Raw genomic sequence first — 24333 nt, 5'->3', positions numbered from 1 at the left:
TGATATGCCAGACATCCTGCCAACAGTGATCGGAGACGGCGGCCCGCGAGAGGTGGTGCCGGTGATGCTCATTGGCCCAAGCGGCACCTACGCCGGTACCCGCCAGCTGTATGCCTTGGGTTACCAGCAGATGGCTGTGCCCGCCGACAGCGTGTCAGCTGCACCTGTGCCGCCTGCCGGTACCATCGTTGCCCTGATGAAGATCGAAGGCGCTCCAGTTCGATACCGCGATGACGGTGCCGACCCGACCCAGTCGATTGGCATGCCATTAAGTATCGGTGAGTCGATGGTCTACGACGCGGTCATGCTGGATATGCGGCTGATCGGCCAGCAGGCCGGCGCCATCGTCAACATCGCCTATTACGGAGCGTCCCCAAGTGCCTGAGATCAAAGCAGGGCCAGGCCAGGTGCTGACCCGTCTGCCCGTGCTGCGCTCGGTGCATCAGGGCAACAAGGTCATGCTGCAGGTCTTGGGCTCGATGACCGTTCCGATTTCCGATACGCAGGGTATGTACGTCGGCCCCAACGGCTACACATCAGACCCTGACGAGGCCCAGGACTTCTCTCCCACCATCAGCGAAGAGCAAGTGGTGATGGAGTCGCCTGGTGCGCCCGGCAAGTCGGCCTACCAGCTGTGGCTCGACAACGGCCACGAAGGCACGTATGCCGACTACCAGGCATTCAACCGGGGCAGCCCTGGCACCAACGCCACGCCCGAGCAGATCGCTGCTGCGGTGAGCATGTACCTGAAAGACAACCCGCCAGCGCCTGGACAGAATGCAACGCCTGAGCAGATCAGCCAGGCAGTTACTACCTACCTGGCCAAGAACCCGCCCAAGGATGGTCAGAACGCCACCCAGGCACAGATCAGTGACGCCGTGTTGGCATATCTGGCAGCGCATCCTGTGCGGGACGGCGCCAACGCTACCGACGCTCAGGTACAGCAGGCTACAGCCCAGTACCTGGCCGCGCACCCGCCCGCCGACGGCAAGTCTGTCGAGGTGCAAGTCGCAGGCGGCTACATCCAGGCACGCCAGATCGGCGCCGACTGGGTCAACCTCATCGCTGTGTCTTCGCTGATGGGCACCAATGGAAAGTCGGTCGAACTGCAGAAGACCAGCACGGCCATCCAGTGGCGGCAGGTCGGCGGAACCTGGGCCGACCTAGTACTGCTGTCAGCTATCACCGGCCCGTCGCCCAAGGTAGCGCTTGGCACAGTCAACGTGACCCAGACCGCCACTGTAGCCCTGTCGGCCGGCGTGCGCAGCGTCACCCTGACCGTTTCAGGCGTACTGGCTGGCGACGACATCCTGCTTTTCCCGACCGCTGCGCTGCCTGCTGGCTATGCCATCCACAACGTGGTGGCCACCGCCGCCAATACCATCGTCGTGACCTTCTCGGCGCCGCTGCTGGCCCTGGGCGCGAGCTTCACAATCGCCTGCCGGGTAGTTGCCCTGAGGTAAATCATGCACATCACCGACAAAGTCAGCCTGGGTGACACCAAGCTGAGCGATTCCGGCTACCTGGAAGCTTTTGCCCTCACTGCACGCACAGGTGTGCAGCAGTACCTCGGGCGAGAGGTGGGTAGGCCGGATCTGAACGTGGTGAACGTCTATCGCGACGAGGCCGAGGTCTTCGCCAAGGCCTCGCTCAGCACGTTCTCCAAGATCCCGATCACCAATGATCATCCATCGCAACCCGTTACCGCCGCCAACTGGAAGCAGGTCGCAGTCGGCACCACTGGCGATGACGTGCTGCGTGACGGCGAGTACCTGAAGATCGGCCTGAAGATCACCGACGGTGCTGCCGTGTCAGCGGTGCAGGCCGGCAAGCGTGAGCTGAGCGTCGGCTACAGCTGCGAGCTCGTCTGGGAAGACGGCATTGCTGGTGACGGCACACCCTACCAGGCCAAGCAGACCAACATCATCGCCGACCACATCGCCATCGTTCAGCGAGGGCGCGCCGGCAGCCGGGCAAGCATTGGCGATTCCTGGCCACAACACACCCCAACCCCCGAGGAAAAACCCATGACCCTGAAGACGGTTACCGTCGACGGCATCCCGGTTGAAGTAACCGACCAGGGCGCTGTCGTCATCGCCACCCTGCAAGGCCGCCTGGCTGACGCAGCCACCAAGCTGAGCACAGCCGAGGCGGCACATGCGGCTGCCATTTCTACCAAGGATGCCGAGCTGGCCCGCAAGGACGCCGAAATCGACGACCTGAAGGGCAAGCAGATCACCGACGCCCAGATCGACGAGCGCGTGAAGGCCAGGGGCGACTTGATCGCCAAGGCCCGCTCCATCGCCGACGGCGACTACACCGGCAAGAGCGATGCCGAGATTCGCAAAGCCGTGGTCGTCGCCAAGTTGGGCGATGCCGCAGTGGCAGGCAAGGCCGAGGCCTATGTCGATGCCCGCTTCGACATCTTGGCCGAAGAAGCCGCCAAAGACCCGGTTCGCCAGCACCTGAGCAATCAGGATGGCAAGCCACAGAGCATCCATGACAACGGCCAGTCTGCTTACGAGCAGCGCACCGCCAATGCCTGGAAAACTCCAGTTCAACAGGGGGCCTGATCCATGCCAGCCATCCAGACCAACTACACCACCAACATCCCGAGCAAGAAGGCCGGCCATGTTCCTGAGATGGAGCAAGCAGACCTGATCTCGCGCACCGTCGAGAACACCGACGGCATCGCATTCGGCACCGCCGTTGCTCAGGGCTCCAATGACAAGGGCTGCATCCCGTTCGCCGGCACCGGCTTCCTGGGCGTGGCGACTCGCGACCGCTCCGTGCTGGTAGGCGAGAAGTTCAGCCGCTATGAGTCGGCCCGCATCCTGCGAAAGGGCCCGATCACCGTGGTTGCCGCAGTAGCAGTTGTGGCCGGTGACCCTGTAGCAGTGACCGCCGCCGGAGCCTTCACCAACGTGGCGACCGGCAACACCGTGATCCCCAATTCGCGCTTCGAGACGTCCGCTGCTGCGGGCGCTTTGGCCGATATCTTCATCAAGTAAGGAGCGTCTAGCATGTCGCAAATCAAACTGCTCGATGCCCAGGCTGCGCTTGGCTTCGTGCTCAGCCAGACCACGCACATCGAGCGCGAGGTCAACCAGATCGTGTACGGCGACATCCAGTACGCCGAACTGATTCCGGTCGACAACAGCGCGCCCGAGTGGGTGAAGACCGTCACCTACTACTCCAGCGACAAGTTCGGTAAAGCCGACTGGATCAACGGCAATGCCGACGACATCCCGCGCGCTGGCTCCGAGCGGAGCAAGTTCGAGACTGGCGTGTACACCGCTGGTATCGGCTACGGCTTCGGCCTGGAAGAAATCAGCCAAGCGCAGATGCTGGGCCTGCCGCTGCAAGCCGAAGACGCCGCCGCTGCTCGCCGAGCCTATGAGGAGATGGTCGACAACGTCGCGCTGCGCGGCGATACGCGCAAGGGCTTCCAGGGCCTGATCGCCAACAGCAACGTGGCTGCCATCGTCGTGCCTAACGGCAACTGGGCCGCTGCGACCCCACAGCAGATGATCGCGGACATCAACGCCGTGCTGATGCCGACCTACTCGAGCACGCAGTACACGTCGATTGCCGACACCCTGCTGCTCCCGTTCGAGAAGCTCCAGCAGCTGGCTCAGACCGTCATGACCAACACCACCATGACGGTCCTGCAGTTCATCATGCAGGCGAACATCTACACCCAGACCACCGGCCGCCCACTGATGATTCGCGGTATCAACGGCCTGCTGGCCGCCGGTTCCGGCGGTACCGCCCGCATGGTGGCGTACCGTCGCGATCCCAAGGTGCTCAAGATGCACATCCCGATGCCTCACCGCTTCCTGCCTGCCTTCCAGGCCGGCCCGCTGCGCTGGGAAATCCCTGGCATCTTCCGCCTGGGCGGCCTGGATATTCGCCAACCGAACCTCGTCAAGTACGGGGATGGGATCTGATCATGGCCAAAGTGACCAACAACACCGTCAACGCGCTGCACCTGCCCGATGGGTCGGTGCTGCCTACCGGCCAAGAAGTCGAGGTCGCAGGGTGGGGCAAGATCAAAGCCCACCACGTGCTGTCTGGCCTGGTAGAGCAGGGCCTGCTGGCAGTCAGCGAAGATGCTGACGATGGCCAGGACGACACGGAAGTGCTGCGGGCCAAGCTGAAGAAGCTGGGTATCGAAATCGGCCCTAATGCCAAGGTCGAGACCCTGCAAAAGCGCTTGGCAGAAGCCGAGGGCAAGGCCAAGGCTGACGCCATCGCCAAGCTCAAGGAAAAGGGCGTACAGGTCGGCGACGATGTGACCCTGGAAGAGCTGCAGGCCGAGCTGGCTAAGCACGCGTAACAACCCCGGGCGTTCCGGCAAATCCGGCGCCCACTTATTCGAGACATCCCGATGCCAGAATTCTACGGATCCGTCGCAGGCGCCGACGCCTACCACGCTGCGCGGGCGAATGCCGCTTGGACAGGCAGCGAACAGGCGAAGCAGGCCGCGCTCATCCGGGCATCGGCCTACATCGACGGCAAGTACCAGCAGCAAAACAGCTGCGGGCGCTGGGAGTCGATGTTCTCCGGTAGCAAGACTGGAGGTCGCGGGCAGGAGCTCCAGTGGCCACGCACAGGTGCCACTGACAACGAAGGCGCGGCCATCCCGCCCACCGAGGTGCCGGCCGAGATCGAGCGGGCCACCTACGAGGCTGCGCTGCGCGAGATCGTCGCTCCCGGCAGCCTCAGTCCTGACTATGTCGCCTCCGAAGCCATCAAGCGGCAGAAGGTCGATGTGCTGGAGATCGAGTATCAGGCCTCTGCGGATGCCGGCGGCGTTCCGACCCGTCCGGTCATCACCGTGGTTGATGAGCTGGTGGCACCGCTCCTGCGCAGCACCAGGCTGTGCGGTGTGGCGGTGTTCGTCGTATGAAGGCATCAGAGGTAGAGGCCGAGATCAAGCGGCTGGAGGGCGAGGCCAAGCTGGCATACCTCGATCAGGTAGCTCAGACCATTCGATACATCAGCCTCGCACAGCTTGAACAAGCCGTCGCCGACAATGACGAGGACCGCATCGCCGAGATCATGTCACTGGGACTGCTGGCGGTGCTGCTGGAGCGCCTGCGCGCCGCATATGCGCGAGGTGCCAGCAAGGAGTTGCTGGCGATCATCATCCCTGGATTGCGCCGCGAGATCGACATGGGCGAGCGCAGCGTGAGCGACTTCCTGAGCACCCAGGCGGCCGCGCTGCGGGACCAGGTGGCGCGTGACCAAATGGACGCGGTACGTGTCGTGCTGTCTATGGGCCGCGACCGGGGAGACTCGGCACGCACCACCGCGCTGAACCTAGCGGGTCGCCTGAGTCGGCAGACAGGTCGCCGAACTGGCGGGGTAGTGGGCCTAAGCGGCGCCTCGGCGGAAGCGATCGAGCGAGCCCGTGACCAGCTCGCCAGTGGTGACCCGGCCCAGATGCGCAACTACCTGACCAGGGTGCGCCGCGACCCCGCGTTTGATGCTGCGGTTCGCGATGCGATACAGGAAGGCAAGCCACTGGCCAAGGCCACCATCGACAGAGCCACGACGGCCTATGCGCAGCGCTTGCTCAGCACCTATGCGGAGGCTCTGGCCCAGACAAACACGGCCGAGGCCTACAACAAGGGCCGGGAAGAGGGCTGGCAGCAGCTGACCGCGCGCAGCAACGGCCAGTACACCTTCGCGAAGAAGTGGAAGACCACGATGGATGGCCGTGAGCGAAATACCCACGGCGCCATGAATGGGCAGACCGTGATGGCTGAGCAGGCGTTCACTTCGCCCAGCGGCGCGATGCTTATGTTCCCATGCGACACCTCGCTAGGTGCCCCGCTCAACGAGCGGATCCGCTGCCGTTGCGTGGTCGAATACTCACTCAGGAAGACCAGCCAGGCGGTGTGACATGCAGATCAAAGCCAGCATGCAGTCGTCGTTCGGTCGGCTGTTGGATACGGCATTCGCAGAGGCGGTGCGCGACTTCACCGGTACCTATCCGGGCGAAGGCGCCTGGGATCCGGTGGCAGAGGTAAGCACAGCCGAACCGGTCATCTACACCGGCCGCGGCGTGTTGAGTCGATACAAGAAGGACCAGATTGACGGCATCAACATTCTGGCCACCGATGTGCGGCTGATTGCCTTGGTAAACGAAGTCACCGACAAGCCGGCTCCCGAGCACATCGTCACCGCTCCTGATCTGATCACCAACCAGCCAAAACAGTATCGGGTGATTGAGGCGACAACTGATCCGGTTGGCGTGCACTACCAGATTCAGCTGAGGGCTACCTGATGGCCGGATGGTCCACTTTGCCGACCCTATTCGCTGACCAGATCGAGAAGGACCTGACCGAGATGCAGCGGCAGATCGTCTTGGAGCTGGTTGACCAGGTCGTGATCAACTCGCCCATCGACAGCGGCAACTACATGGGAAACCACATCGTGTCCATTGGCGCTGAGGACTATAGCGTCAACACGCGCCTGGACGTGCTCGGCGCTGAGACCAAGTCAGCTGCACGCGGCGCACTGACCGACCTCAAGCCGTTCAGCAGAGTGGTGTTGCAGAACAATAGCGCCTACGGCGAGGTGATCGAGTTCGGCGGCTATCCGAGCGGACCAAGCATCAGGATCACGCCTGACGGCTACAGCCGCATGGCCCCAAAGGGCGTGTACGGGATTTCCTTTATTTCCGTCACTGAGAAATGGATATGACCGTACCTTTCGAGACAGTCCGCAAGACGCTCACTGCCCGGATGGCTTCGTTCACTGGTATTGAGCAGGCTAGGATTGAGTATGCAAACAGCCCCAACCCGAGCGGTGGGGCGTTTAAGCCGCCCGCTACCGGCGTATGGTGCGCATTCGAGATCCTTTATGCCACGGCTGCGTTCGCGGGCATGGCAGACAAGCCGCACTACCGCCGGCCTGGCCAGGTGGTGATCCAGTGCTTCTGCCGTCGATCCACCGGGCTATCCGGCATCAATAAGCTGGCTGATGCCCTGTCCGAGCACTTCCAGTCCTGGCAGGACGGCCATATCGAATGCCTGGAGGTTTCCCAGCAGGTGGTAGGCGACTTCGAGGACTACTACCAGATCAACGTGAACATCCGGTTCCGCGCCGGCTGACCCGCAACACCATGACCCACCCGCCGCGAGCGGGTTTTTTTATGCCCGCAGAAAGGAGACATTCACATGTCGTCTGGCGCCCGCGTCACCAGTTACCTCATCCCTGAGGTCACTCCCGGCATCACCCCGACCACAGGCAACTGGGATACCCTGCGCCTGACGAGCAACACCCTGTCGCCAACCGTGAACACCCAAGTCAGCGACGAGATCACCGAGTCACGAATCAGCCAGGGCTCGGTGGCCACCAGCGCCGACATTCAGGGCGACCTGGTCGGCGAACTGTCCTTCGGCTCGTTCGATAAGCTGCTCGAGGCTGCCTTCTACGGTACCTGGACCGGCAATGTTCTGACCGTTGGCGACACCCGTCGTACCTTCACCATCGCCAAGAACTTCAACGACGTAAGCGTGTACACCCTGTTCAAGGGCATGCACGCGTCGGTCTTCGCGCTGGACATCCCGTCCGACGGCAAGATCACCACCACCTTCACCATGGTTGGCCTGGACTACGCCGACGGCGATTCGAATACCGTAACCCCGGTCAATCCGCCGACGACTACGCCGTTCATGTCGAACATCAACGTCGGCACCCTGACGGTTGATGGCCAGTCTCTGGAAGGCGTGGCGTGCGTTTCGGCGCTGACTGTGAATCTGGACAACAGCCTTCAGGCCCAGCGCTGCATCGGCAACAGCAAGCTCGGCCCGGGTGCACAGATCGCCACCGAGGCGGCCATCACCGGCACCATTACCATGGCCTGGTCTAACCGGGCCTGGCAGATCTGGAAGAACACCTTCACCCGTCTGCCGATCGCACTTTCCTTCCCGATCGAGGACAGCCTGGGCAATCAATACATCTTCGACTTCCCGGCGATCGAGATCGACGGCGACCTGCCGAACGGCGGCAAGCGCGACCTGATCGAGGTCACGCTGAACTACACCGTGGCCAAGGTTGCCCCGACCGTGACCCGTGTGCCTGTCGTTGCCGTGACCGCTGTCGATGTCTCGCCGGCTACTGCGTCCCTGGATGTGGGCGACACCCAGCAGATGACCAAGACCGTCACCCCAGCGGGTGCACCGCAGAACGTCACTTGGTCGTCCAGCGCTCCTGGTGTGGCATCTGTCAGCAGCAGCGGCCTAGTAACCGGTCTCAGCGCCGGCACCGCGACCATCACCGCGACCAGCGTTGCCGACGGCACCAAGACCGATACCGCAACCATTACCGTTTCCTGATTACTTTCGGCTGCTCCGGCATAACGCCGGCCGGGGCGGCCTTTTTTGGCGTGGCGTGAGGATTATTCATGGCTCTCAAGCTGAAAAAGATCGACACCACCAAAAGCGCCGAGGCGCGCTGGGAAGAGTTCGATGCTGACACCAAGATTTTGCTGATGCCGCTGGACAACCAGCAGTACCAGATTGCTCTGGAGCGCATGCGCCGCCGACTGGCGCGCAACGATGCACAGTTCGGCCAGGAAGCAGTAGGCGTGATCGAGGGCGAGAAGTCCGAGCATGACAACCATTGTCTGCTCCTGGCGTCGTTCATCGTGCAAGACTGGCAGGGCGCACAGGACGAGAATGGCAAGCCGCTGGCCTACAGCGAGAACACCTGCACCGAAATGCTGCGCGGTGATGCTGACTTCTTCTACTTCGTCCTGCGCCGTGCCGCAGCCATTGCTGCCGACAACCGGGCGGAGCTCGAAGAAATCAAGGGAAAGCAATCGCCCGCTTCGAATGGGAGCGGGAATGGGGTCAGCGAACAGAAAAGCGAAGCCTGATCTATCAGAAGCTGCGCATCGCCGTGCCGGATGAGCCTGAATTGGATGTGATCACCGGCAGTCTGCTGAACGCGTTTCGCAATGCCGCCCGTGGCCGTCGCTACCTGGTTGGTGCAGCCGCTGTTCAGCCGCTGAGGTTGTCTGCGCGGGAGATCACTGACTGGCTGGAGGTTCACCCGCTGCCTTTGCCCAGGCGCATGGTCGACGAGGTGATATTCGCATTGGACGAGTCCGCACTGGCTGGAGAGGACTAAAGTTAGGAGATGAGCATGCAAAATCTGGAAGAAATCGAAGAGCAGCCGGATGATAAACCCGTGAAAACGCTCGAGGAACTGAAGAAACTCGCGAGTGATGAGGCCGACCTGTTGGAGCGCCGGCTCACGCGCCTCGAAGAAGCACTTGGGCTGAACCCGATTATCTAGCGGTTTTAGCCTCGTCGCAAAGCTGCTTGATCAGAACCTTGTTGGCTCTGGCTTCGCCGCTCCAGCGCATACCGCTCGCGGCCGCAAGCGCCGTATCGAAGACTGCATCAATGCCGCTATCCCCTGAAGACTCATGCACAGCCTTGAGCAGTCCTCGAGTCAAACACGCCATAGTTTCAACAGTATTAGCTAGCTCTTGAATGTAATTCTGCTGTTGCTCAATGAAGCGATGCATCTCTTGTTCGTAGCTCATGCGACCTCCTGGTCGATTTTGCCCTGGTCCATGGGCTTGCCGGCAATGGACCGGGGCGGGTCGTTGGAAGGCCAAACGCTACTACGACATCGCTCTGGCTGGTACTGGGTTTCCGTCCAGTGATGACCAAGCGGCCAGCCGCGACCATTCAGCACTTGCCGAACAAGAGAAACGACAGCCTTGATGCATCTGGCTTCTTCGTTATGCGCCGACTTGATGGTAAATTGCCGCATAGTCGAATACTTCGGAGTCAGGGATGTTCTTTGTCAGGTTCGTAATTCTGGCCTTCTTCGCCGCCTACAGCGTGTCCATGGGCAGAGAGCCAGCGCTCAACTCTATTGGTATAGCCATCGCGTTCAGCGCTTTGTTCTTTGTGCCAGCGCTGTACCTTCTGCCGACCTTTGAGGCGTGGATCAGGAAGAAGAGCAACCTTCAATCAATCGCAGTTCTCAACCTCTTTCTTGGTTGGACAATCATTGGTTGGGTTGCCGCGCTGATCTGGGCTTTTAAAAAGCCAGAAGAAGCCGTAGTGGTCGCTCCAGCGAGCCCAGAGCCAGGTATAGCTGCAGATACCTCGGAAAAGAAGACCTGCCCATTCTGCGCTGAGCAGGTGATGGCAGCAGCCATCAAGTGTAAGCATTGCGGCAGCGAGCTTCCAGCCATCTGACAATCAGCAGAACACCATAGAAACCCGCCCAGTGCGGGTTTTTTGTTGCCCGGAGAAAAGCATGGCACTCAAATCCCGCCTAGAGCTCGAGGTAGATGGGCGCAGCGCAGAGCAGCAAGTAACAGATATTCGAGCCGCCCTCGAAGCCCTTGAACAGGCTGGCATCAGGGCAAGCTCAACCCTGCGCAAGTCAGGCGGCGATTACTCCAACCTCGCGATGTCCCTGTCGAAAGTACAAGCAGCCAACGACAAGGCATCTTCGTCGACTGACGCAGCTGCAAAAAGCGCAGATGCCGCAGCCAAGGCTGCTGCGAATCAGCGGAAGGAGCTAGACAGTCTTCTTGGCAAGATTGACCCGCTAACCAAAAAATTGAATGACCTTGCTGCGCAGGAAGCGGCTCTGGCCCAGGCCAGGGAATCGGGGCAGATCAACGGCGCAGCTTATGACGCCTACAACAGAAAGATCCAAGAATCTTTGGCATCACTCTCTGGGGTTTCTCGTGCGCAGACTCAAGTAGGAGAGACCGCCGACCAGGCTCGGGCCCGGATCCTTGCGATTGCTGATGCATCAGTTCGAGCGGCCCAAGAGCAGCGAAACCTCGCAAATGTTGCGACTGGCCTTTCGGAGGCTGAGCAGGGCCTGCTGTCAGGTAACATGGTCCTTGCGTCGAGCCAGGCTCGTCTGACGGAATCAACCCAGAAAGTCACAGCTGCCACAAAACAGGCAGAATCAGCTAGCTCAAGCCAAGCTGAAAGCCTTGAAGACCTTCTTGCCAGCATTGACCCAACCACTCGAGCTCTGAACAAGCTGGACGAGCAGGAGCGAAAGCTCGCCCAACAAAACAAGCTTGGCAACCTAGATGCCGAGACTTTTGCGTCGTACAAAACCCGTATTGACCAGTCGCGCGCTGCGCTTACTGGGTTCGACGACAGCCTCAATCGCACAGGAAACACTGCCAAGCAGAACGCAGCCGCTCTGCGGATGCTTCCGGCGCAGTTCTCTGACATTTTCATTAGCCTGCAGGGCGGTCAAGCACCTCTTACGGTATTCCTTCAGCAGGGCTCGCAGATCAAGGACTCCTTCGGAGGCATCGGTGATGCAGCCAGGGCCATGGGCGGATACATCCTTGGACTGTTAACACCCCTTAGCGTTGCGGTAGCAAGCGCCGCGGCACTTGGGTATGCCTTCTATAAGGGATCGGAAGAGGCTGACCGATTCAATAATGCCCTAATCCTAACAGGGAGCGCGTCAGGGGTTACGGCCGACCGGCTTGGCAGCATGGCCCGCCAGATCAGCTCAACTGTTGGCTCTACTGGTGCGGCAGCTGCGGCCCTCGCCGAGATAGCCGGTGGCGGGAAGATCGCCGGCGAAAGCTTCGAGCAGGTTGCCCAGGCTGCGGTATCGATGGAGGTTGCCACAGGCAAGGCCGTATCTGACACAGTGGCAGAGTTCACCAGGCTCGCGGATGAGCCGGTCAAGGCTTCGGCAGAGCTCAACAAGCAATATCACTACTTGACGGCTGCTGTTTACTCCCAGATCACTGCGCTTGAGCAGCAAGGCAAACACGCGGATGCGGTCAAGCTAGCGACTGATGCTTTTGCTGATGCGATCAATAATCGCACCCCCAAAATCATTGAAAATCTGAGTTTCTGGGAGCGTGGATACAACGCTGTGGCAAATGCTGCGGACCGCCTCAAGGATATAGGTCGTCCCAACATTGATGCAGATATCGCGCAGGCCCAAGCCAATCTAGCAAGCGCTCAGCGTGGCGACGTTGGGTTCTTCCAAGACAAAGATAAGATGGTGGAGTTCTATACCGACGAGCTCCAGTTCCTCAAAGACAAAAAAGCCGCCCAAGACGACATAGCGAAGTTCGACAAGGATGCAGCTGATGCGAATGAGCGAACTGTAAACGCGATGGCCAAGGTGGACGCCCTTGAAAAGTCTGCCTGGACGAACGCAAGGAAGCGCACTGAGGCGCTGAAGGAATACGAGAAGTCGCTTGATGTTATCCGGAAAAACAACCCGAATGACTCGCGCCTCGCGGCAGAAACTGTGGCCAGGGTAAAAGCGAACATAGCCGAACAATTCAAGGATCCCAAGTCGCCCAAAGCCCCGACGGTTCGCGATGATGCCGGTCAGCGAATGCTGGACGAGGCTCGCCAGCGCTACGCCGTTTTGCAACAACAGAGCCGCGTAATTGCCGGCGAGGTAGACCAGACCCAGAAGCTAGGCACCGAAGCCAGGAAGCTGATCGAGCTCGAAACTGAGATTGCCAGCCTCAAGGAGAGGAAGACCCTCACTGCATCGCAGAAGCAGGTCCTGGCGATGGCTGAGCTCAACCTGGCGCAGCAGAAGCAGAACGCGGCGCTGGAGCGGGCCAACGAGCTGACCAAGGAGCGGTTCCAGAACGAGGCCAAGCTGAAGGCCTTCGTGGAAAACCTGAACTCGCAGCTCGAGCTTTCCCGCGAGGGACAGCAGAACGAGCTGGCCGGTGCAGGGCAGAGCGATCGGCTGCGTCAGCGCCTTCAAGAAGACCTGAAAATCCGTCAGGACTATCAGAAGCAACTGGACAAGCTGACCCGCGACTACAACAAGCTCGACAACCCTACGGCCAACGACACCGACCTGTACAAGGGCGAGACTGACGCGTTGCGGGCGGCCCTCGCTACCCGCATGGTCGACCAGCAGAACTACTACGCAGCGCAGGACGCGATGCGCAGCCAGTGGCTGGTGGGTGTATCGGAGTCGTGGCAGAACTACGTCGACATCGCTACTGACTACAACTCACAGGCCAGGGCGGCCACTGAGTCGATCCTGGGTGAGACCACTTCCTCGATCTCCAGCAGCATTCAGGGACTGGTCAAGGGCACGGAAAGCCTGGGCGATGCCTTCGGCAACTTGGCGGGCACCATTGCCAACACGATGCTGACAGCGTTCGCCGACATCACAGCCAGATTCCTGGTCATGCAGGCGCTGAAACTTGCGGGCATCGAGACGGAAAAGGGCGCCGTGGTGGTCGCCGAAGGCGAAAAGGCTGCCGCGAAGGTTGCGGCGGACGGCATCGCCGAAGCCTCGACCCTTTCCACGATCGCCACCACCCTGGCGGCGAACGTATCTGCGGCCGTGGAAACTCTTGCCTCCTGGGCGCCAGCGGCACTTGTCGCATCGATTGGCTCCTTCGGCGCTGCGGCGGTTGTCGGCGGTACTGCGCTGATCGCTGCCTATGCGCTGATTCGGGGCATCAGCGGCGGGTTTGCCGAGGGCGGCTACACCGGGCCTGGTGGCAAGTACGAGCCAGCTGGTGTGGTGCACAAGGGCGAGGTGGTGTGGTCGCAGGCTGACATTCGCCGCTTTGGTGGCGTGTCAGCTGTGGAGGCGCTGCGCACTGGCAACGTCACACCCATCGCATCTGCCCGTTCGGCTTCGTCGTCATCGAGCTCTGCAAGCAATGGCAGCACTGTTGCCCAGAACACCAACGTCTACGTCAACCTGATTCAGGACCAGTCACGCGCTGGCACCGTGAATCAGAAGACGCGGGATGACGGCACAGCAGAGGTCGAACTATTCGTGGCCGACATCTACGGCGGCGGTGACCGGGCCCAGGCGCTCGAAAGCACCTACGGCCTCAAGCGCCAAGGCACATAGCGAGGAATGGCATGGCCGACACAGACCAGCAGGACGAAAAGCAGGGCGACCAGGCCCCGGAGCCCGTTGACGAGAAAGAGCAGCTGCTGCAACGCCGCCTGGCTCGACTCGAGGAAGCGCTGGGGCTCAAGCCCCTCACATAACCCACACCAGCCCAGCTGAGGAATGGCAATGATTCAATACCCGGCAGAGTTGCCGCTTCCTCTTCAGGAGGGGTATGGCCTGAGCACGGTGGACCCGATGCGGGCCACCCAGATGGTGACGGGGCGAACGCGGTACCGGCTCCGGCACCGCTACGTTCCCACCGAGGTGCGGTTCAACTTCAACTTCAGCCAGGCCGAGGCGGGGCTGTTCGAGGCGTGGTATGCCCGGAGCATCAACAACGGACTGGAGTGGTTCGAGATACGCCTGCAGACCCCCGCGGGGTTCGCGCTGTACCAAGCCCACTTCAAGAGCATCCCGTCCGGCCCGGACCTGACGCAAATCACCCGCTGGCGCTATTCGGCGGTCGTTGAGCTGAAAGAGCGGCCACTCATCCCAGCACCGTGGGAGCAGTTCCCGCAGTACTGGCTGAACAAGGACATCATCGACCTCGCCGTCAACAGGGAGTGGCCTGAAGCATGAGCCTGATTGAAGAGTGCTACGCCTCGGGCCGCGGCGAACTAGTCGACACGATCGAGGCCCAGGAGGAGGGCGGCACCATCGCCCATTACTTCTGCTCCGGGTACGAGGACAGGGTGTGCACCACCGAAGACGGCCGGACCCTGACCTTCATCGCCATGGCAATGGACCTGGCCCTGCCCAAGAACGACAACAGCGCGTTCCAGAACCTGGTGCTGGGCCTGGACAACGTGACCGGTGAGGTTCAAGAGGCTGTAGAGGCCGCCCGCGCCGCCGGCAGCCGCTTCATCATCACCTTCCGGCGGTACCTGGCCGAGGACCTGTCGTTTCCCCAGGAAAAGTACCGCATGACCCTGCTGAGTAGGGAGTATGACGAGGACATCGCCAAGCTCACCGCCGGCTTCTTCGACCTGCTCAACACCAACGGTCTGCGCACCATCCTGACCACCAACCTGGCACCCGGCCTGAAGTACATCTGACCATGATCGAGAAATTCATGCGCGCCCCGTACCGCGAGGGTGCACGGGGTCCTATTGCCTTCGATTGCTGGGGCCTGTGCATCGCTGTGCGCCACCAGGTGTTCGGCCTGCCGCTGCTGCCCAGCCTGGGCGATGTAGGCAAGAACAGGCTGAAGGCCAACACCACCGCTTACCACGACCTGCGCCAGGGCATGGAGGAATGCCAGCCTGAGCCTGGGGCGATTGCCGCTGTGTTCCGGGGCGCGCTGTGCCTGCACGTGGGCGTGGTGGTGCACAGCGAGGGCCGGCTGAAGGTGCTGGACACAAACCCCGGAGGCGCATGCCTGCGGACAACTGGCGAGTTCGAAGCCGCGAACCCGAAGGTGGTGTACTACCGTGATCGAATTTTACCCGAACAAGATCAGTAACACGGCGCCCCTTGGTACGTGGAAGACCGACCGCCGCATGACCATCGAGGCCTGGCTGCGCGAGCAGGCACCATCCTACGAGCACCGCGAAAGCCCGCCCATCAGCATCTTGCTGAACGAGGAGGTGATCGAGCACGATCAGTGGCACCTGGTCGAATTCAGGCCCTCGGATCTGCTCCAAATCTACCGCGAGCCCAAGGGTACCGATCCATTCTCGATCACCGTGGCCCTGTTCAAAGGCGCCCAGGCGGTCGTTAAGGCCATCATGCCCAAGATGCCCGGCATGCCCTCGAACCTCGGCACGCAGCAGGGTGACCCTCTGTCTGAAGCCAGCGCCAAGGGCAACAAGGTCAAGCTGGGCGACCCGGTGCGGCAGATCGCGGGCCACCAGCGCACGTATCCGTCGTACCTGGCCCAGCCCCGGCGCCGGTTCCTTGCCCCGCGTGACCAGCGCGTGCAAATGCTGCTTTATGTGGGCGAAGGCGAGTACGACATTCCAATCTCCAAGGTCCGCGTGGGCGAAACCCCGCTGATCTCGCTGGGATCGGATGCGACGTTCGCAATTTACCCGCCTGGGGCTGACCTGTCCGGCGATCCGGCGCACCAGCTCTGGTACAACGCGCCTGAGGTGGGGGCCAGTTCCAGCGGCTCTGCCGGCCTAGAGCTGACCGTATCCACGGACCTGACCAAGAGCGCTTCGGCCTCGGCCTATCGGTTCGATGGCGACAACATCGCGGTGCCTTCAGGTGCCGGCGGCTTCCCTACTGACTGGTCCAGCGGGATCATCATTCGGGTCGTTGCCCCGTACACCTACACCGTGATCGACGGCGGCGCAGGCCGGGACATCGTGCGCGGGCCGCTTGGCATGCTCAACCCGACCCCAGGCATGGCGATCGAGGTGGCCGGGGCGAACGCTGGTGTTTACGTGGTGCACAGCTACACGCCCTACAGCCCAGCCGTACCGGCCAACCCTGGTACCGCATCGACCATGACCGGTTCGGCGGCGCCCACACGCTACAACTTCGACGCCACGCCGCTCAGCTTCACGCTGGTGCGCGGTTCGACCAACTACCCAATCACGCTCAACACGGCGACCACGGACCTCGCTGGCTTGGTAAACACGCTGAACTCGCTACTGAGCGGCATGCCGTTCCAGGCGCAGCAGAGCAGCGGGCGCCTTCGTTTTGTGGAGCTGAGCCCTTTTGCTGGGCAGGCCATCAACGCCACGGGTGCCTCGGTCATCCTGGGCTCATCCCCAGCGCGCACCACCGGCACGACCACTACCAGCGGCACGCCCGAGCAGCCAGCCGAAATGACGCTGGACTACGACGGCGGCGCCCCGGTTGTGGGGCTGGCGCTGGGTCAGGGCCTGGCCAGCATCGGCCCGCGCGGCCTGCGGTACCGGATCACTGCGTTCAGCACCTCGCTTATGGAGGTTGAACGACTGTCCTCCAGCGGAAGCGCTGACACCTCGTGGCCAGGCTTCGACGCCATGGAGACGGTGAACGGCAACATCAGCCTGGACAGCACCAACCTGCAGGGCGGCTACCGGGGCCCGATTGCCTGCTGCCCGGAAGGGGAGAAGGTCACCGAACTGGAGTGGAGCGTGTTCTTTGCCAATGGCCTGTGCGGCATCGGCACCACCGGACTGATCTACAAAATCCCGGCGTTCCACACCTTCGAATACCGGGATGCCGATATCGGCGGTGCCTGGACGGTCATAAACATGCAGCACACCGGGGGCAGCCGGGATGCCCAGGGCTTCACTAACCGCATCTCGCTTCCATACCCAATGCGGGCCGAGGCCAGGATCAAGAAGCGCAACGAGTACTTCCCCGGCCGGGTTGAGCCAGAACTGCAGGACGACACTACCTGGTACGACCTGCGCGGGCTGCTGCAGAGCTCGCCCACCAGCTACCCAGGTTTGACCGTGATGACGGCGGACATCCGGGGTGGCGACCGGCTTTCGGCCCAGTCCGAGAGCCAGGTGAGCGCCGAGGTGACCCGCATCCTGCCCTTGCTTGAGGGTGGGGTAGGGCCGACGCGGGACATCGCACCTTGGTGCATCTACCAGCTCAAGCAGAGGGGATACACGGACGGTGACCTCGATATGCCGGAGTGGCAGGCCTTCCACGATATCTGCGTAGCCAGGGGCGATACCTACGACGAGACGCTAGACGCGACGATCACCGTGAAGGACATGGTCAACAACGCGCTGGCGTGTGGGTTTGCCGAGCTGGTGACCTTTCGGGGCCTGCTGCGCCCGGTGCGGGACAGTGCCCGGTCCATCTTCGACGTGAGCTATGGCCCCAAGACCCAGACCTACTCGCCGCAGAACATGACCAAGATGCTGAAGATCAGCGGCTCGATGCCGTCGATCAACGATTTCGATGGTGTCGATGTGGAGTACTTCTCCCGCGATACCTGGGCATGGGAAACGGTCGAGTGCCGCTGGCCAGGCGACCAAGGCTTCAAGGTCGAGAAGATCAAGATGCCCGGTTTCAGCGACAAGACCCGAGCATGGCGGTTCGGCATGCGCAGGCGTGGCCACCAGAAGTTCCGGACCGACATCTACAGTTGGGAAACCGAGATGGATGGCAGCAACAGCGGCTACCTGAGCTTTGCAGCAGTTGCCGATGACAGGCGCTGCTACAGCTCGATCCTGCTGGACTTCATGGTAACGGACGCGGGAACGCTTCTCCGCTCATCCGAGCCGCTGCCATGGTCGCTCACTGAGCAAAACCTGATCGGCGTGCGCCGCCTGGACGGCACGCTGTCGGGGCCGTGGGACGCTGTGATCGTGGACGAATACACCGCCCGGGTTGAGTCGCTCGATTTCACCCCAGTGGTGGACGGCCCGCTCGAACCGCCGCACATCCTGTTCGCCCCGGCTTCTCGCTGGGCTTACCCAACGCTGATCACCAGTTCTGACCCGGCAAACGGAAACGTGGCCATGAAGGGCATGCCCTACGACGCCCGCGTTTACACCTACGACCACCAGTTCCCGCCGGCCTGACCGGAACCCGACGAGCCAGCCCGCCATGTGCGGACTTTTTTGTGCCCGGAGTACACATGGATTACAACACCAACAACCCTCTCGGTTCGAGCGACCCACGGGATTTGTTCGACAACGCCAAGCACCTCGACGAGGGAATGAACAGTACCGAGGAAACCTTCCTCGACAGGTTCGGCCGCCCACGCAACACGTATCAGGCCTTCCACAACCTGGTGATTAACGCCAAGAACGAGGTTGGCCCAACCGTAGCTGCGGCGAAATCCGCAGTGAATGCTGCACGCGACGAAGGCATCCAGGACATTGGTGAGTCAGTTGATGCAGTAGACGCGGCGGAGGCCGAAGCAAAGGCCGATATGCTCGCAACGGCCGCCGCTCTCGGTGACGACCTCAACAACAAGCGTTATGCGTCGTACGCAGCCATGAATGCAGACCCGCAGACGCGTGATGCGGTTGTAGCCGTTGTCGACGGTGATCCCGACGCGAATCTGAACGGCTGGTACTCCTGGAACAACAACACCAAAAAGTGGGTGAGGTTCACCAATCAGCCCGCACGCCTGCTCGATATCACCCCACGAAAACGACCTCTCGGCCCTGTAACAGGCGAGGCCCCTATCATCTGGAGCATTGGCAACATGCTGCTGACGCTACCCGTGCAAAAGAAACGCCCGCTTGGCCCCGATCTGCGTCAAGGTGCCTTCCTCACCATGGGCGACACGGTTGTGCAGACAGTTGAAGCCCGCAAGCGGCCCCTGACTGAGGCATACCAGCAAGCCACACTCTTCCTGTCTGGCGAGTCGGTGATGATGCAGTCGGGCGATTCAGCCCAGATCACACCGTCAGCCACCTACGATGCCAAGCTGGTCCAGGAGCAAAATGAGAAGCCTCAAGGAAAGCGCCAGGCGGCGGTCGTAAGCGATCAGGTTTGGTCCTACGACCCCCTTGGAGCCACTCAGCTAACCCAGATGGGAACTTGGCTGGTAGCCCAGGCAGTGGCTTTCGACATGGTTCGGGCGCTAAAGATCTCTGCGGGATCTGCGCAACCGCACACGATCCTCACGGACGGTCGCGTATTGCGTGACGGTCAAGTACTGCTGCACAAGCTGGCTACCGGTCAGTCCCTGACCCTTGGCTCACGCGGCCTGGTCCTCGATGCAAACGGCGAGTACACGATCGACGGGAAGAAGGGCAACCTGTTCTCCCCGTTCACGCCAAAGGGTTACACCGACAACCTGTTCACCCTGCCAGGTGGCCCGCGCCCTACATCCTGGGTCGGGGCCACAACCCTGGAGCCAGTCCGCGAGTACGTCTCCGGTGTCGCAGGCGAAACCCCTGCAACCTCCTACATGCTGGCGTTCCGCCGCTGGCATGAGCGCACCAGCTCGATCAGCCCGCGACTGCTGTACAGCATTTCTGCGCTCGGCGGTACCGCGTATGCCGGCCTGAAGAAAGGCACCACCATCTACAACAACGCGCTGGCCCACGTCACTGCAGCCAAGAACATTGCCGCCGCCAACGGCTGGGACTACCAGGTCCAAAGCCTGTCCATCGTGCATGGCGAAAGTCAGGTCAACACGACGCAGGCGGAATACGTTGCGATCATGGCGGAGTGGATCAGCGATTATCGTGCCGACATCCTGGCTATCACCGGCCAAGCCATCGCGCCGCTGGCCTACATCACCCAGATGCTGACTGGGGAAACCGGGACCATCCCGGCAATTCCATTGGCACAACTTCAGTCGCACAACGAGAACCCCAACGTCGTCATGGTTGGGCCGAAGTACGCCTACCCCTACTTCGACACGTATCACATGCAGGCCGAGGGCTACATAAAGACCGGTGAGCTGGAGGCTAGAGCCGAGCGACTGACCCAAGTCAGCGGCAAGTGGCAGCCGCTCAAAGTGCTGTCGGCCACGCTCGCAGGGGCTGTCATCACGCTGCGCCTGAATAACATGCCCAATGGCAATGCCGGAACGCCAGGCCCCATTGGCCGGCTGGCTGCCGACACCACCCTGGTAACCGACCCAGGCAAGCTGGGCTTCCAGCTCTCGGCCGGAACCATTGAATCGATCGTGATGGGCGCTGACGGCGCATCCATCGTCATCACTGCAACTGCTGCAATCGCTGCGGGCACGGTGCTGACGTACGCCTTGCAACCGCTGCTCAGCTCACCACAGAACGGCGCCGGGCGCCGCGGCTGTATCCGAGACACGGACCTTCGGGACTTCTCCCGCTTCGACAACAAACCCCTTTACAACTGGCTGTGTGCCTTCTCCATGGAGCTTCAATAATGGCCCTCTATGCTCTGCGTACCCCTGGCTCGGCATCCGTACCAGGCGCCCCGAAGATCGACTACTCGCAAGCGGAAGACGAGGTGGTCAACATCCCCAGCATCAAGTTCTGGCCGTGCCTGGCGCCGTATGGCGCGAAGGGCGGCGTGGTGCTCGACCGGGTAGAGCAGTTCGCCATCCCCAGCTACGGATCATCCAACGCCTTGGCCAACTTCGTGACGATGGTCAACGGCAAGACGGGCTACAAGGTCAATGCGATTGCTCAGGCACTGGTAATGAACCCGTTCGTCACGTCTGGATCGTTCACGGTCGGCTTGGTATGTGCCGAGCACCTGGCCTTCGGCAGCACCTCGGCAGGCCTGAACAACGACACCCCAGCACCGTGGGGCATGTACTCGAACGCTAGCGGCTCGGGCCTTGTAACCGCAAACTTCGGCACGATCTCGGTTGCCGAGACCACATCCAACGGATGGGCTAAGAAGCTCAGCGCCACCAAGATGACTGCGGTGGTGCTGATCTTTGATCGCAACCTGGGCCGGATCAGCATCCGCTATGACGGCGTGGAAATGTGGTCGTACACGAACGACCTGGTCAAGGCCATCAGCCTGATGCCTGAACTCAATATGGGTGCGCTGCGCGTGGCCAACACCGGTAGCGCGGCTTCGCGGCAAATGACCAGCAACGCATTCTCAGCCTTCAATACGGCACTTGCTGGCACCGAGCTGGCATCGCTCGAAAAAATGCTGATGGAAGCGGCCGCAGCTGCCTAACCAGCAAGTACGTTATTAGCCCGCCCAGCGCGGGTTTTTTCGCCTGGAGAAAAGCATGTCCACACCTCGCGGCATACGCAATCGCAATCCCGGCAACATCGACTACAACCCCCGCAATGACTGGCAAGGCCAGATCGGCAAGGAGCCGGGCGGCCGCTTTGCCATCTTCGACACGCCAGAGAACGGCATCCGTGCTCTAGGCAAGCTACTCATCAACTACCGAGGTAAGGACGGTATGCCCGGCGTGGGCGGGAAGGGCATCGACACCGTGCTCGAAACGATCAATCGCTGGGCGCCGAGCAACGAGAACGACACCCAGGCTTATGCTTCGGCGGTGGCCAAGCGCATCGGTGTGAGGCCAACTGACGTGATCAACATCAAAGACCCTGCCGTCCTGCGCGGGATGGTGGTCAGCATCATCATCCACGAGAACGGCAGCAACCCGTACACGCCGGCGATCATCGACGAAGGTGTGCGGCGGGCCCTGGCATGAACGCCGTGCTTGCGGTATTGAAGGCCATACCGCTCTGGCTGTTGCTGGCCTTGGCCGCCGCCGGCGTTATCTGGTGGCAGCATGGCCAGATCCAGAAGGCGAGCGGCGAAGCTGCTGACCTGGCGCAGCAAGTCGGCCAGTGCCAGCAGGCCAGAGACAACCTGGTCGCCCTGGCCAATGAGCAGGGGAAGGCATTGGGTGACCTGCAGCTGGCCGCCCAGCAGCGCCAGGCTGCCGCCGAGAAAGCTTTAGCCGAAGCCCGCGCCAGTGCCGAGCCGGACTACCAAGCTGCAAACCGCATCCAGCAGGAGCGCACTGGTGGCGACCAATGCACGGCTGCAACCTCGATCATCGACAAGGAGCTTGGCCTATGAACATTGCAAGCCGATCCCTGCACGGGGTGGGGGTGCTAGCAGGCTTTCTCCTGCTTGCGGGCTGTGCAGGCCGGGCCGAGCCGGAGATTCGTACCGTGCGCGTCGAGGTGCCTGTGCAGGTCCCTTGCCACACTCCTGACGTGGCCGTACCGCCCTGGGCTGCCGCCAGCCTGCGCAAGACCGACAGCCTTGAGGTGAAGGTGCGGGCCCTGCTGGCAGAGCGCAGACAGCGCATCGGGTACGAGAAGGAACTGGCGGCAGCCGCAGGCGCATGCCGCTAGCGTCAGCGCGATATTCCTGGTCTTAGCCCAGTACGCCTATACTGCCCTGACCAAATAAGGGTATCCCCGATGGACAAGGATGAATTTGCCGCTGCCGTTGAGGCAGGCGAACCGCTGATCGAGCAGTCGATGCAAGCTCTCAAACGGTACTGGGAGGCCAGAGACTATGGCGCGCCGGCGGAGGAGGTAGAGCGTCTGCGGCTCCATTCCGAGTCCTTGGCCCAGGCGGTTTCCGACTACCAGCTTCGCACTGTCTCCAAGTTGATGGGCAAAAAACTTCCCCCGCTGCACTAGCACATCCCGCTTGTCGGCAGTTGCCGGCGCCATCCCAGGCCAATACCATACTGTTCATTAATACAGTATGGAGGCCCCGCCAATGAACACCGCCCTTGACTTCGAAATCGACGACATGCCCCAGCTCAGCCTGGACGACCTGATGCAGGTGCGTGCGCCCTGGACCTACCTGGTCAAGATCGAGGGCGAAAGCATGCAGGGTATCGGGATGTACTCCGGTGACCTTCTGGTCGTTGATCGAAGCGTCGAGGCCAAGCACGGCGACATCGTTATTGCGGCGGTGAACGGCGAACCGGTCTGCAAGCGCATGTGCCGTGAGCACGGTGTGCTGGTCCTGCGGTCGGAGAACCCCAAGTACCCGTCGCGGTACATCATGGAGGGGGATACATTCGAGGTGTGGGGTGTGGTCCGGTTCAGCGTGCGGGATCATGACCGGTCATGACCACCTGAGAAACACCGGCAGTGCCAGACCGGAGTGCTGCCTATTTACCTGCCTAAAAAATGACCAATTGCATGGTCATCCCGCCTAACTTGCTTATTTTTTGCTACAGCAAATTATCAAGCACCCTCTAGCCCCAGTAATCATTCGGCGAGCCCAATTAATCGACCCGATCCATCATAGGTGCAACGCTGAAGCGGCGTGACGGCTCAGGGCGCATATTTTCTGGGTTGTAGCCTGATATTGCGGTCATTTCGTTCAACGTGTTTTGTACCAATTTTCGGGGTTTTGAGGCGTTATTACCAAACGTTTGGTACAGACGTGTACCAATCTCAGATGGCAACGATCAGAACGCGTAAAAGGCCGATGGCAGCAGCAGCTATCTCGTCCAGATCCGCATCAATCGCGACAAGGTGACAGTCTACCAAGAGAGCCAAACGTTCGCCCGCAAACAGGCTGCAGTGGCCTGAGCGAAGCGACGGGAAACCGAGTTAGCTGAACCTGGTGCTATCGAGCGCGCCACCCGAGCTGCGCACACGGTCAAGCAGATGATCGACCGTTATCTGGTGGAGGAAGAGAAAGCTCGGCCGTTGGGCGAGTCGAAGCGACATACACTGTACGCTATCAAGAACAGATACTTTGGGGATAAGGTTGACTTCGACATAAGTCAGCAGGTGCTGGTGGCCTATGCCCTGTGGCGCATGAGTCCTGAAGGGGGGGAAGGACAAGCCGCAGACGGCCGGCAATGATCTGGCGCACTTGGGCCCGGTGTTGGCGCTGGCTAGGCTCTGTCTGAAATCCCAAGAAACTGAAATGTGGCCGCGGAACAGCCTGTGTTCGGTACAGTCGCCGACCATCAACGGAAAGGAATTCTGTGATGGCAAAGCGTTATGAGCTCTCTGATGAAGCATGGGAGGTGGTCGCCGACCTCTTTACGGCAGTCCACGTCAGGGGCAGGCCCCGCAGCAGTGATCGCTTGATGCTCGA

Annotated in this window: 30 protein-coding genes and 2 pseudogenes; 31 read left to right on the top strand and 1 reads right to left on the bottom strand. The window is 61.2% G+C overall.

The features are described from left to right. Window positions 1-4: 4 nt before the first annotated feature. The 15 genes from FS777_RS18575 (at window position 5) to FS777_RS21465 (ending at window position 9315) form a co-directional block, all read left to right on the top strand. Window positions 5-385: a hypothetical protein gene (locus FS777_RS18575; protein ID WP_049696226.1), complete on the top strand. Its 381-nt coding sequence runs from the start codon at window positions 5-7 to the stop codon at window positions 383-385. Then, window positions 378-1463 carry a hypothetical protein gene (locus FS777_RS18570; protein WP_145256949.1) on the top strand — a complete coding sequence of 362 codons (1086 nt, stop codon included), beginning with the start codon at window positions 378-380 and terminating at the stop codon, window positions 1461-1463. Before FS777_RS18575 ends, FS777_RS18570 begins: the two co-directional genes overlap by 8 nt. Window positions 1464-1466: 3 nt before the next feature. Then, window positions 1467-2573 carry a DUF2213 domain-containing protein gene (locus FS777_RS18565; RefSeq protein ID WP_145256946.1) on the top strand — a complete coding sequence of 369 codons (1107 nt, stop codon included), beginning with the start codon at window positions 1467-1469 and terminating at the stop codon, window positions 2571-2573. A gap of 3 nt (window positions 2574-2576) precedes the next feature. Beyond that, window positions 2577-3011, top strand: a complete 435-nt coding sequence (locus FS777_RS18560; protein WP_145256943.1) for a DUF2190 family protein — start codon at window positions 2577-2579, stop codon at window positions 3009-3011. A gap of 12 nt (window positions 3012-3023) precedes the next feature. Continuing rightward, window positions 3024-3950, top strand: coding sequence for a DUF2184 domain-containing protein (locus FS777_RS18555; RefSeq protein WP_145256940.1), 927 nt, complete (start codon window positions 3024-3026; stop codon window positions 3948-3950). Between the two features lie 2 nt (window positions 3951-3952). After that, window positions 3953-4339: a hypothetical protein gene (locus tag FS777_RS18550; RefSeq protein WP_145256938.1), complete on the top strand. Its 387-nt coding sequence runs from the start codon at window positions 3953-3955 to the stop codon at window positions 4337-4339. A 51-nt stretch (window positions 4340-4390) separates the two neighbouring features. Next, on the top strand, window positions 4391-4912 hold the full coding sequence (locus tag FS777_RS18545) for a DnaT-like ssDNA-binding protein (RefSeq protein WP_145256935.1): 522 nt from the start codon (window positions 4391-4393) through the stop codon (window positions 4910-4912). Then, window positions 4909-5910: a phage minor head protein gene (locus FS777_RS18540; RefSeq protein WP_145256932.1), complete on the top strand. Its 1002-nt coding sequence runs from the start codon at window positions 4909-4911 to the stop codon at window positions 5908-5910. The genes FS777_RS18545 and FS777_RS18540 overlap by 4 nt, the downstream gene beginning before the upstream one ends. 1 nt (window position 5911) lies before the next feature. Next, window positions 5912-6295: a hypothetical protein gene (locus FS777_RS18535; protein ID WP_145256929.1), complete on the top strand. Its 384-nt coding sequence runs from the start codon at window positions 5912-5914 to the stop codon at window positions 6293-6295. After that, the gene (locus FS777_RS18530; protein ID WP_145256926.1) at window positions 6295-6714 is read left to right on the top strand and encodes an HK97 gp10 family phage protein; all 420 of its coding nucleotides are present in this window, start codon (window positions 6295-6297) and stop codon (window positions 6712-6714) included. Before FS777_RS18535 ends, FS777_RS18530 begins: the two co-directional genes overlap by 1 nt. Then, window positions 6711-7124: a phage tail terminator-like protein gene (locus FS777_RS18525; RefSeq protein ID WP_145256923.1), complete on the top strand. Its 414-nt coding sequence runs from the start codon at window positions 6711-6713 to the stop codon at window positions 7122-7124. The genes FS777_RS18530 and FS777_RS18525 overlap by 4 nt, the downstream gene beginning before the upstream one ends. Before the next feature lie 66 nt (window positions 7125-7190). Continuing rightward, window positions 7191-8351: a phage tail tube protein gene (locus FS777_RS18520; RefSeq protein ID WP_145256920.1), complete on the top strand. Its 1161-nt coding sequence runs from the start codon at window positions 7191-7193 to the stop codon at window positions 8349-8351. Window positions 8352-8419: 68 nt separating this feature from the next. After that, window positions 8420-8893 carry a hypothetical protein gene (locus tag FS777_RS18515; RefSeq protein ID WP_145256917.1) on the top strand — a complete coding sequence of 158 codons (474 nt, stop codon included), beginning with the start codon at window positions 8420-8422 and terminating at the stop codon, window positions 8891-8893. Window positions 8894-8940: 47 nt separating this feature from the next. Continuing rightward, window positions 8941-9147 (top strand): hypothetical protein, encoded by a 207-nt coding sequence (locus FS777_RS18510; protein ID WP_145257123.1) that lies wholly within the window; start codon window positions 8941-8943, stop codon window positions 9145-9147. A 15-nt stretch (window positions 9148-9162) separates the two neighbouring features. Further along, window positions 9163-9315: a hypothetical protein gene (locus FS777_RS21465; protein ID WP_178091292.1), complete on the top strand. Its 153-nt coding sequence runs from the start codon at window positions 9163-9165 to the stop codon at window positions 9313-9315. Here the strand turns inward: FS777_RS21465 and FS777_RS18505 are convergent. After that, a complete protein-coding gene (locus FS777_RS18505; RefSeq protein ID WP_145256914.1) occupies window positions 9308-9568 on the bottom strand; it encodes a hypothetical protein in 261 nt (86 codons plus the stop codon). The two genes, FS777_RS21465 and FS777_RS18505, sit on opposite strands and share 8 nt — an antisense overlap. Window positions 9569-9824: 256 nt before the next feature. Between FS777_RS18505 and FS777_RS18500 the strand changes: the two genes are divergently transcribed. The 16 genes and pseudogenes from FS777_RS18500 to FS777_RS18430 all read left to right on the top strand — a co-directional run. Beyond that, window positions 9825-10235, top strand: a complete 411-nt coding sequence (locus FS777_RS18500; protein WP_256675200.1) for a superinfection immunity protein — start codon at window positions 9825-9827, stop codon at window positions 10233-10235. A gap of 61 nt (window positions 10236-10296) precedes the next feature. Continuing rightward, complete coding sequence (locus FS777_RS18495) at window positions 10297-13884, top strand: phage tail length tape measure family protein (protein ID WP_145256911.1); 3588 nt, start codon at window positions 10297-10299, stop codon at window positions 13882-13884. Window positions 13885-13895: 11 nt separating this feature from the next. Then, window positions 13896-14027: a hypothetical protein gene (locus tag FS777_RS21755; RefSeq protein ID WP_256675199.1), complete on the top strand. Its 132-nt coding sequence runs from the start codon at window positions 13896-13898 to the stop codon at window positions 14025-14027. A gap of 28 nt (window positions 14028-14055) precedes the next feature. Beyond that, window positions 14056-14508 carry a transposase gene (locus tag FS777_RS18490; protein WP_145256908.1) on the top strand — a complete coding sequence of 151 codons (453 nt, stop codon included), beginning with the start codon at window positions 14056-14058 and terminating at the stop codon, window positions 14506-14508. Continuing rightward, window positions 14505-14984 (top strand): DUF1833 family protein, encoded by a 480-nt coding sequence (locus FS777_RS18485; protein WP_049696208.1) that lies wholly within the window; start codon window positions 14505-14507, stop codon window positions 14982-14984. Before FS777_RS18490 ends, FS777_RS18485 begins: the two co-directional genes overlap by 4 nt. 2 nt (window positions 14985-14986) lie before the next feature. Continuing rightward, the gene (locus FS777_RS18480) at window positions 14987-15391 is read left to right on the top strand and encodes a hypothetical protein (protein WP_145256905.1); all 405 of its coding nucleotides are present in this window, start codon (window positions 14987-14989) and stop codon (window positions 15389-15391) included. Continuing rightward, complete coding sequence (locus FS777_RS18475; RefSeq protein WP_145256901.1) at window positions 15360-18407, top strand: host specificity factor TipJ family phage tail protein; 3048 nt, start codon at window positions 15360-15362, stop codon at window positions 18405-18407. The genes FS777_RS18480 and FS777_RS18475 overlap by 32 nt, the downstream gene beginning before the upstream one ends. Before the next feature lie 56 nt (window positions 18408-18463). Next, window positions 18464-20695, top strand: coding sequence for a hypothetical protein (locus FS777_RS18470; RefSeq protein WP_145256899.1), 2232 nt, complete (start codon window positions 18464-18466; stop codon window positions 20693-20695). Beyond that, window positions 20695-21465, top strand: a complete 771-nt coding sequence (locus FS777_RS18465; RefSeq protein ID WP_145256896.1) for a hypothetical protein — start codon at window positions 20695-20697, stop codon at window positions 21463-21465. Before FS777_RS18470 ends, FS777_RS18465 begins: the two co-directional genes overlap by 1 nt. A gap of 55 nt (window positions 21466-21520) precedes the next feature. Then, window positions 21521-21958 carry a structural protein P5 gene (locus FS777_RS18460; RefSeq protein ID WP_145256893.1) on the top strand — a complete coding sequence of 146 codons (438 nt, stop codon included), beginning with the start codon at window positions 21521-21523 and terminating at the stop codon, window positions 21956-21958. Beyond that, window positions 21955-22332 carry a hypothetical protein gene (locus FS777_RS18455; RefSeq protein WP_145256891.1) on the top strand — a complete coding sequence of 126 codons (378 nt, stop codon included), beginning with the start codon at window positions 21955-21957 and terminating at the stop codon, window positions 22330-22332. Before FS777_RS18460 ends, FS777_RS18455 begins: the two co-directional genes overlap by 4 nt. Continuing rightward, window positions 22329-22613: a hypothetical protein gene (locus tag FS777_RS18450; protein ID WP_145256888.1), complete on the top strand. Its 285-nt coding sequence runs from the start codon at window positions 22329-22331 to the stop codon at window positions 22611-22613. Before FS777_RS18455 ends, FS777_RS18450 begins: the two co-directional genes overlap by 4 nt. A 69-nt stretch (window positions 22614-22682) precedes the next feature. Next, window positions 22683-22907 (top strand): hypothetical protein, encoded by a 225-nt coding sequence (locus tag FS777_RS18445; protein WP_145256885.1) that lies wholly within the window; start codon window positions 22683-22685, stop codon window positions 22905-22907. A gap of 67 nt (window positions 22908-22974) precedes the next feature. Continuing rightward, window positions 22975-23349: a S24 family peptidase gene (locus FS777_RS18440; RefSeq protein ID WP_145256882.1), complete on the top strand. Its 375-nt coding sequence runs from the start codon at window positions 22975-22977 to the stop codon at window positions 23347-23349. A 333-nt stretch (window positions 23350-23682) separates the two neighbouring features. Next, window positions 23683-24132, top strand: a pseudogene (locus FS777_RS18435) (site-specific integrase); the annotation flags it as partial. A 91-nt stretch (window positions 24133-24223) separates the two neighbouring features. Then, a pseudogene (locus tag FS777_RS18430) lies at window positions 24224-24333 on the top strand (IS5/IS1182 family transposase); the annotation flags it as partial.

The organism is Pseudomonas sp. DE0157, assembly GCF_007678615.1.
Lineage (GTDB): Bacteria > Pseudomonadota > Gammaproteobacteria > Pseudomonadales > Pseudomonadaceae > Aquipseudomonas > Aquipseudomonas parafulva_B.
This window is presented reverse-complemented; position numbering and strand designations above follow the sequence as displayed.

What these genes read in the sequence shown, in the direction of transcription:
- FS777_RS18575 (WP_049696226.1), top strand. Translation starts at nt 5, where the DNA reads ATGCCAGACATCCTGCCAACAGTGATCGGAGACGGCGGCCCGCGAGAG.
- FS777_RS18565 (WP_145256946.1), top strand. Translation starts at nt 1,467, where the DNA reads ATGCACATCACCGACAAAGTCAGCCTGGGTGACACCAAGCTGAGCGAT.
- FS777_RS18560 (WP_145256943.1), top strand. Translation starts at nt 2,577, where the DNA reads ATGCCAGCCATCCAGACCAACTACACCACCAACATCCCGAGCAAGAAG.
- FS777_RS18555 (WP_145256940.1), top strand. Translation starts at nt 3,024, where the DNA reads ATGTCGCAAATCAAACTGCTCGATGCCCAGGCTGCGCTTGGCTTCGTG.
- FS777_RS18550 (WP_145256938.1), top strand. Translation starts at nt 3,953, where the DNA reads ATGGCCAAAGTGACCAACAACACCGTCAACGCGCTGCACCTGCCCGAT.
- FS777_RS18545 (WP_145256935.1), top strand. Translation starts at nt 4,391, where the DNA reads ATGCCAGAATTCTACGGATCCGTCGCAGGCGCCGACGCCTACCACGCT.
- FS777_RS18540 (WP_145256932.1), top strand. Translation starts at nt 4,909, where the DNA reads ATGAAGGCATCAGAGGTAGAGGCCGAGATCAAGCGGCTGGAGGGCGAG.
- FS777_RS18535 (WP_145256929.1), top strand. Translation starts at nt 5,912, where the DNA reads ATGCAGATCAAAGCCAGCATGCAGTCGTCGTTCGGTCGGCTGTTGGAT.
- FS777_RS18530 (WP_145256926.1), top strand. Translation starts at nt 6,295, where the DNA reads ATGGCCGGATGGTCCACTTTGCCGACCCTATTCGCTGACCAGATCGAG.
- FS777_RS18525 (WP_145256923.1), top strand. Translation starts at nt 6,711, where the DNA reads ATGACCGTACCTTTCGAGACAGTCCGCAAGACGCTCACTGCCCGGATG.
- FS777_RS18520 (WP_145256920.1), top strand. Translation starts at nt 7,191, where the DNA reads ATGTCGTCTGGCGCCCGCGTCACCAGTTACCTCATCCCTGAGGTCACT.
- FS777_RS18515 (WP_145256917.1), top strand. Translation starts at nt 8,420, where the DNA reads ATGGCTCTCAAGCTGAAAAAGATCGACACCACCAAAAGCGCCGAGGCG.
- FS777_RS21465 (WP_178091292.1), top strand. Translation starts at nt 9,163, where the DNA reads ATGCAAAATCTGGAAGAAATCGAAGAGCAGCCGGATGATAAACCCGTG.
- FS777_RS18505 (WP_145256914.1), bottom strand. Translation starts at nt 9,568, where the DNA reads ATGAGCTACGAACAAGAGATGCATCGCTTCATTGAGCAACAGCAGAAT.
- FS777_RS18500 (WP_256675200.1), top strand. Translation starts at nt 9,825, where the DNA reads ATGTTCTTTGTCAGGTTCGTAATTCTGGCCTTCTTCGCCGCCTACAGC.
- FS777_RS18495 (WP_145256911.1), top strand. Translation starts at nt 10,297, where the DNA reads ATGGCACTCAAATCCCGCCTAGAGCTCGAGGTAGATGGGCGCAGCGCA.
- FS777_RS21755 (WP_256675199.1), top strand. Translation starts at nt 13,896, where the DNA reads ATGGCCGACACAGACCAGCAGGACGAAAAGCAGGGCGACCAGGCCCCG.
- FS777_RS18490 (WP_145256908.1), top strand. Translation starts at nt 14,056, where the DNA reads ATGATTCAATACCCGGCAGAGTTGCCGCTTCCTCTTCAGGAGGGGTAT.
- FS777_RS18485 (WP_049696208.1), top strand. Translation starts at nt 14,505, where the DNA reads ATGAGCCTGATTGAAGAGTGCTACGCCTCGGGCCGCGGCGAACTAGTC.
- FS777_RS18480 (WP_145256905.1), top strand. Translation starts at nt 14,987, where the DNA reads ATGATCGAGAAATTCATGCGCGCCCCGTACCGCGAGGGTGCACGGGGT.
- FS777_RS18470 (WP_145256899.1), top strand. Translation starts at nt 18,464, where the DNA reads ATGGATTACAACACCAACAACCCTCTCGGTTCGAGCGACCCACGGGAT.
- FS777_RS18465 (WP_145256896.1), top strand. Translation starts at nt 20,695, where the DNA reads ATGGCCCTCTATGCTCTGCGTACCCCTGGCTCGGCATCCGTACCAGGC.
- FS777_RS18460 (WP_145256893.1), top strand. Translation starts at nt 21,521, where the DNA reads ATGTCCACACCTCGCGGCATACGCAATCGCAATCCCGGCAACATCGAC.
- FS777_RS18455 (WP_145256891.1), top strand. Translation starts at nt 21,955, where the DNA reads ATGAACGCCGTGCTTGCGGTATTGAAGGCCATACCGCTCTGGCTGTTG.
- FS777_RS18450 (WP_145256888.1), top strand. Translation starts at nt 22,329, where the DNA reads ATGAACATTGCAAGCCGATCCCTGCACGGGGTGGGGGTGCTAGCAGGC.
- FS777_RS18445 (WP_145256885.1), top strand. Translation starts at nt 22,683, where the DNA reads ATGGACAAGGATGAATTTGCCGCTGCCGTTGAGGCAGGCGAACCGCTG.
- FS777_RS18440 (WP_145256882.1), top strand. Translation starts at nt 22,975, where the DNA reads ATGGAGGCCCCGCCAATGAACACCGCCCTTGACTTCGAAATCGACGAC.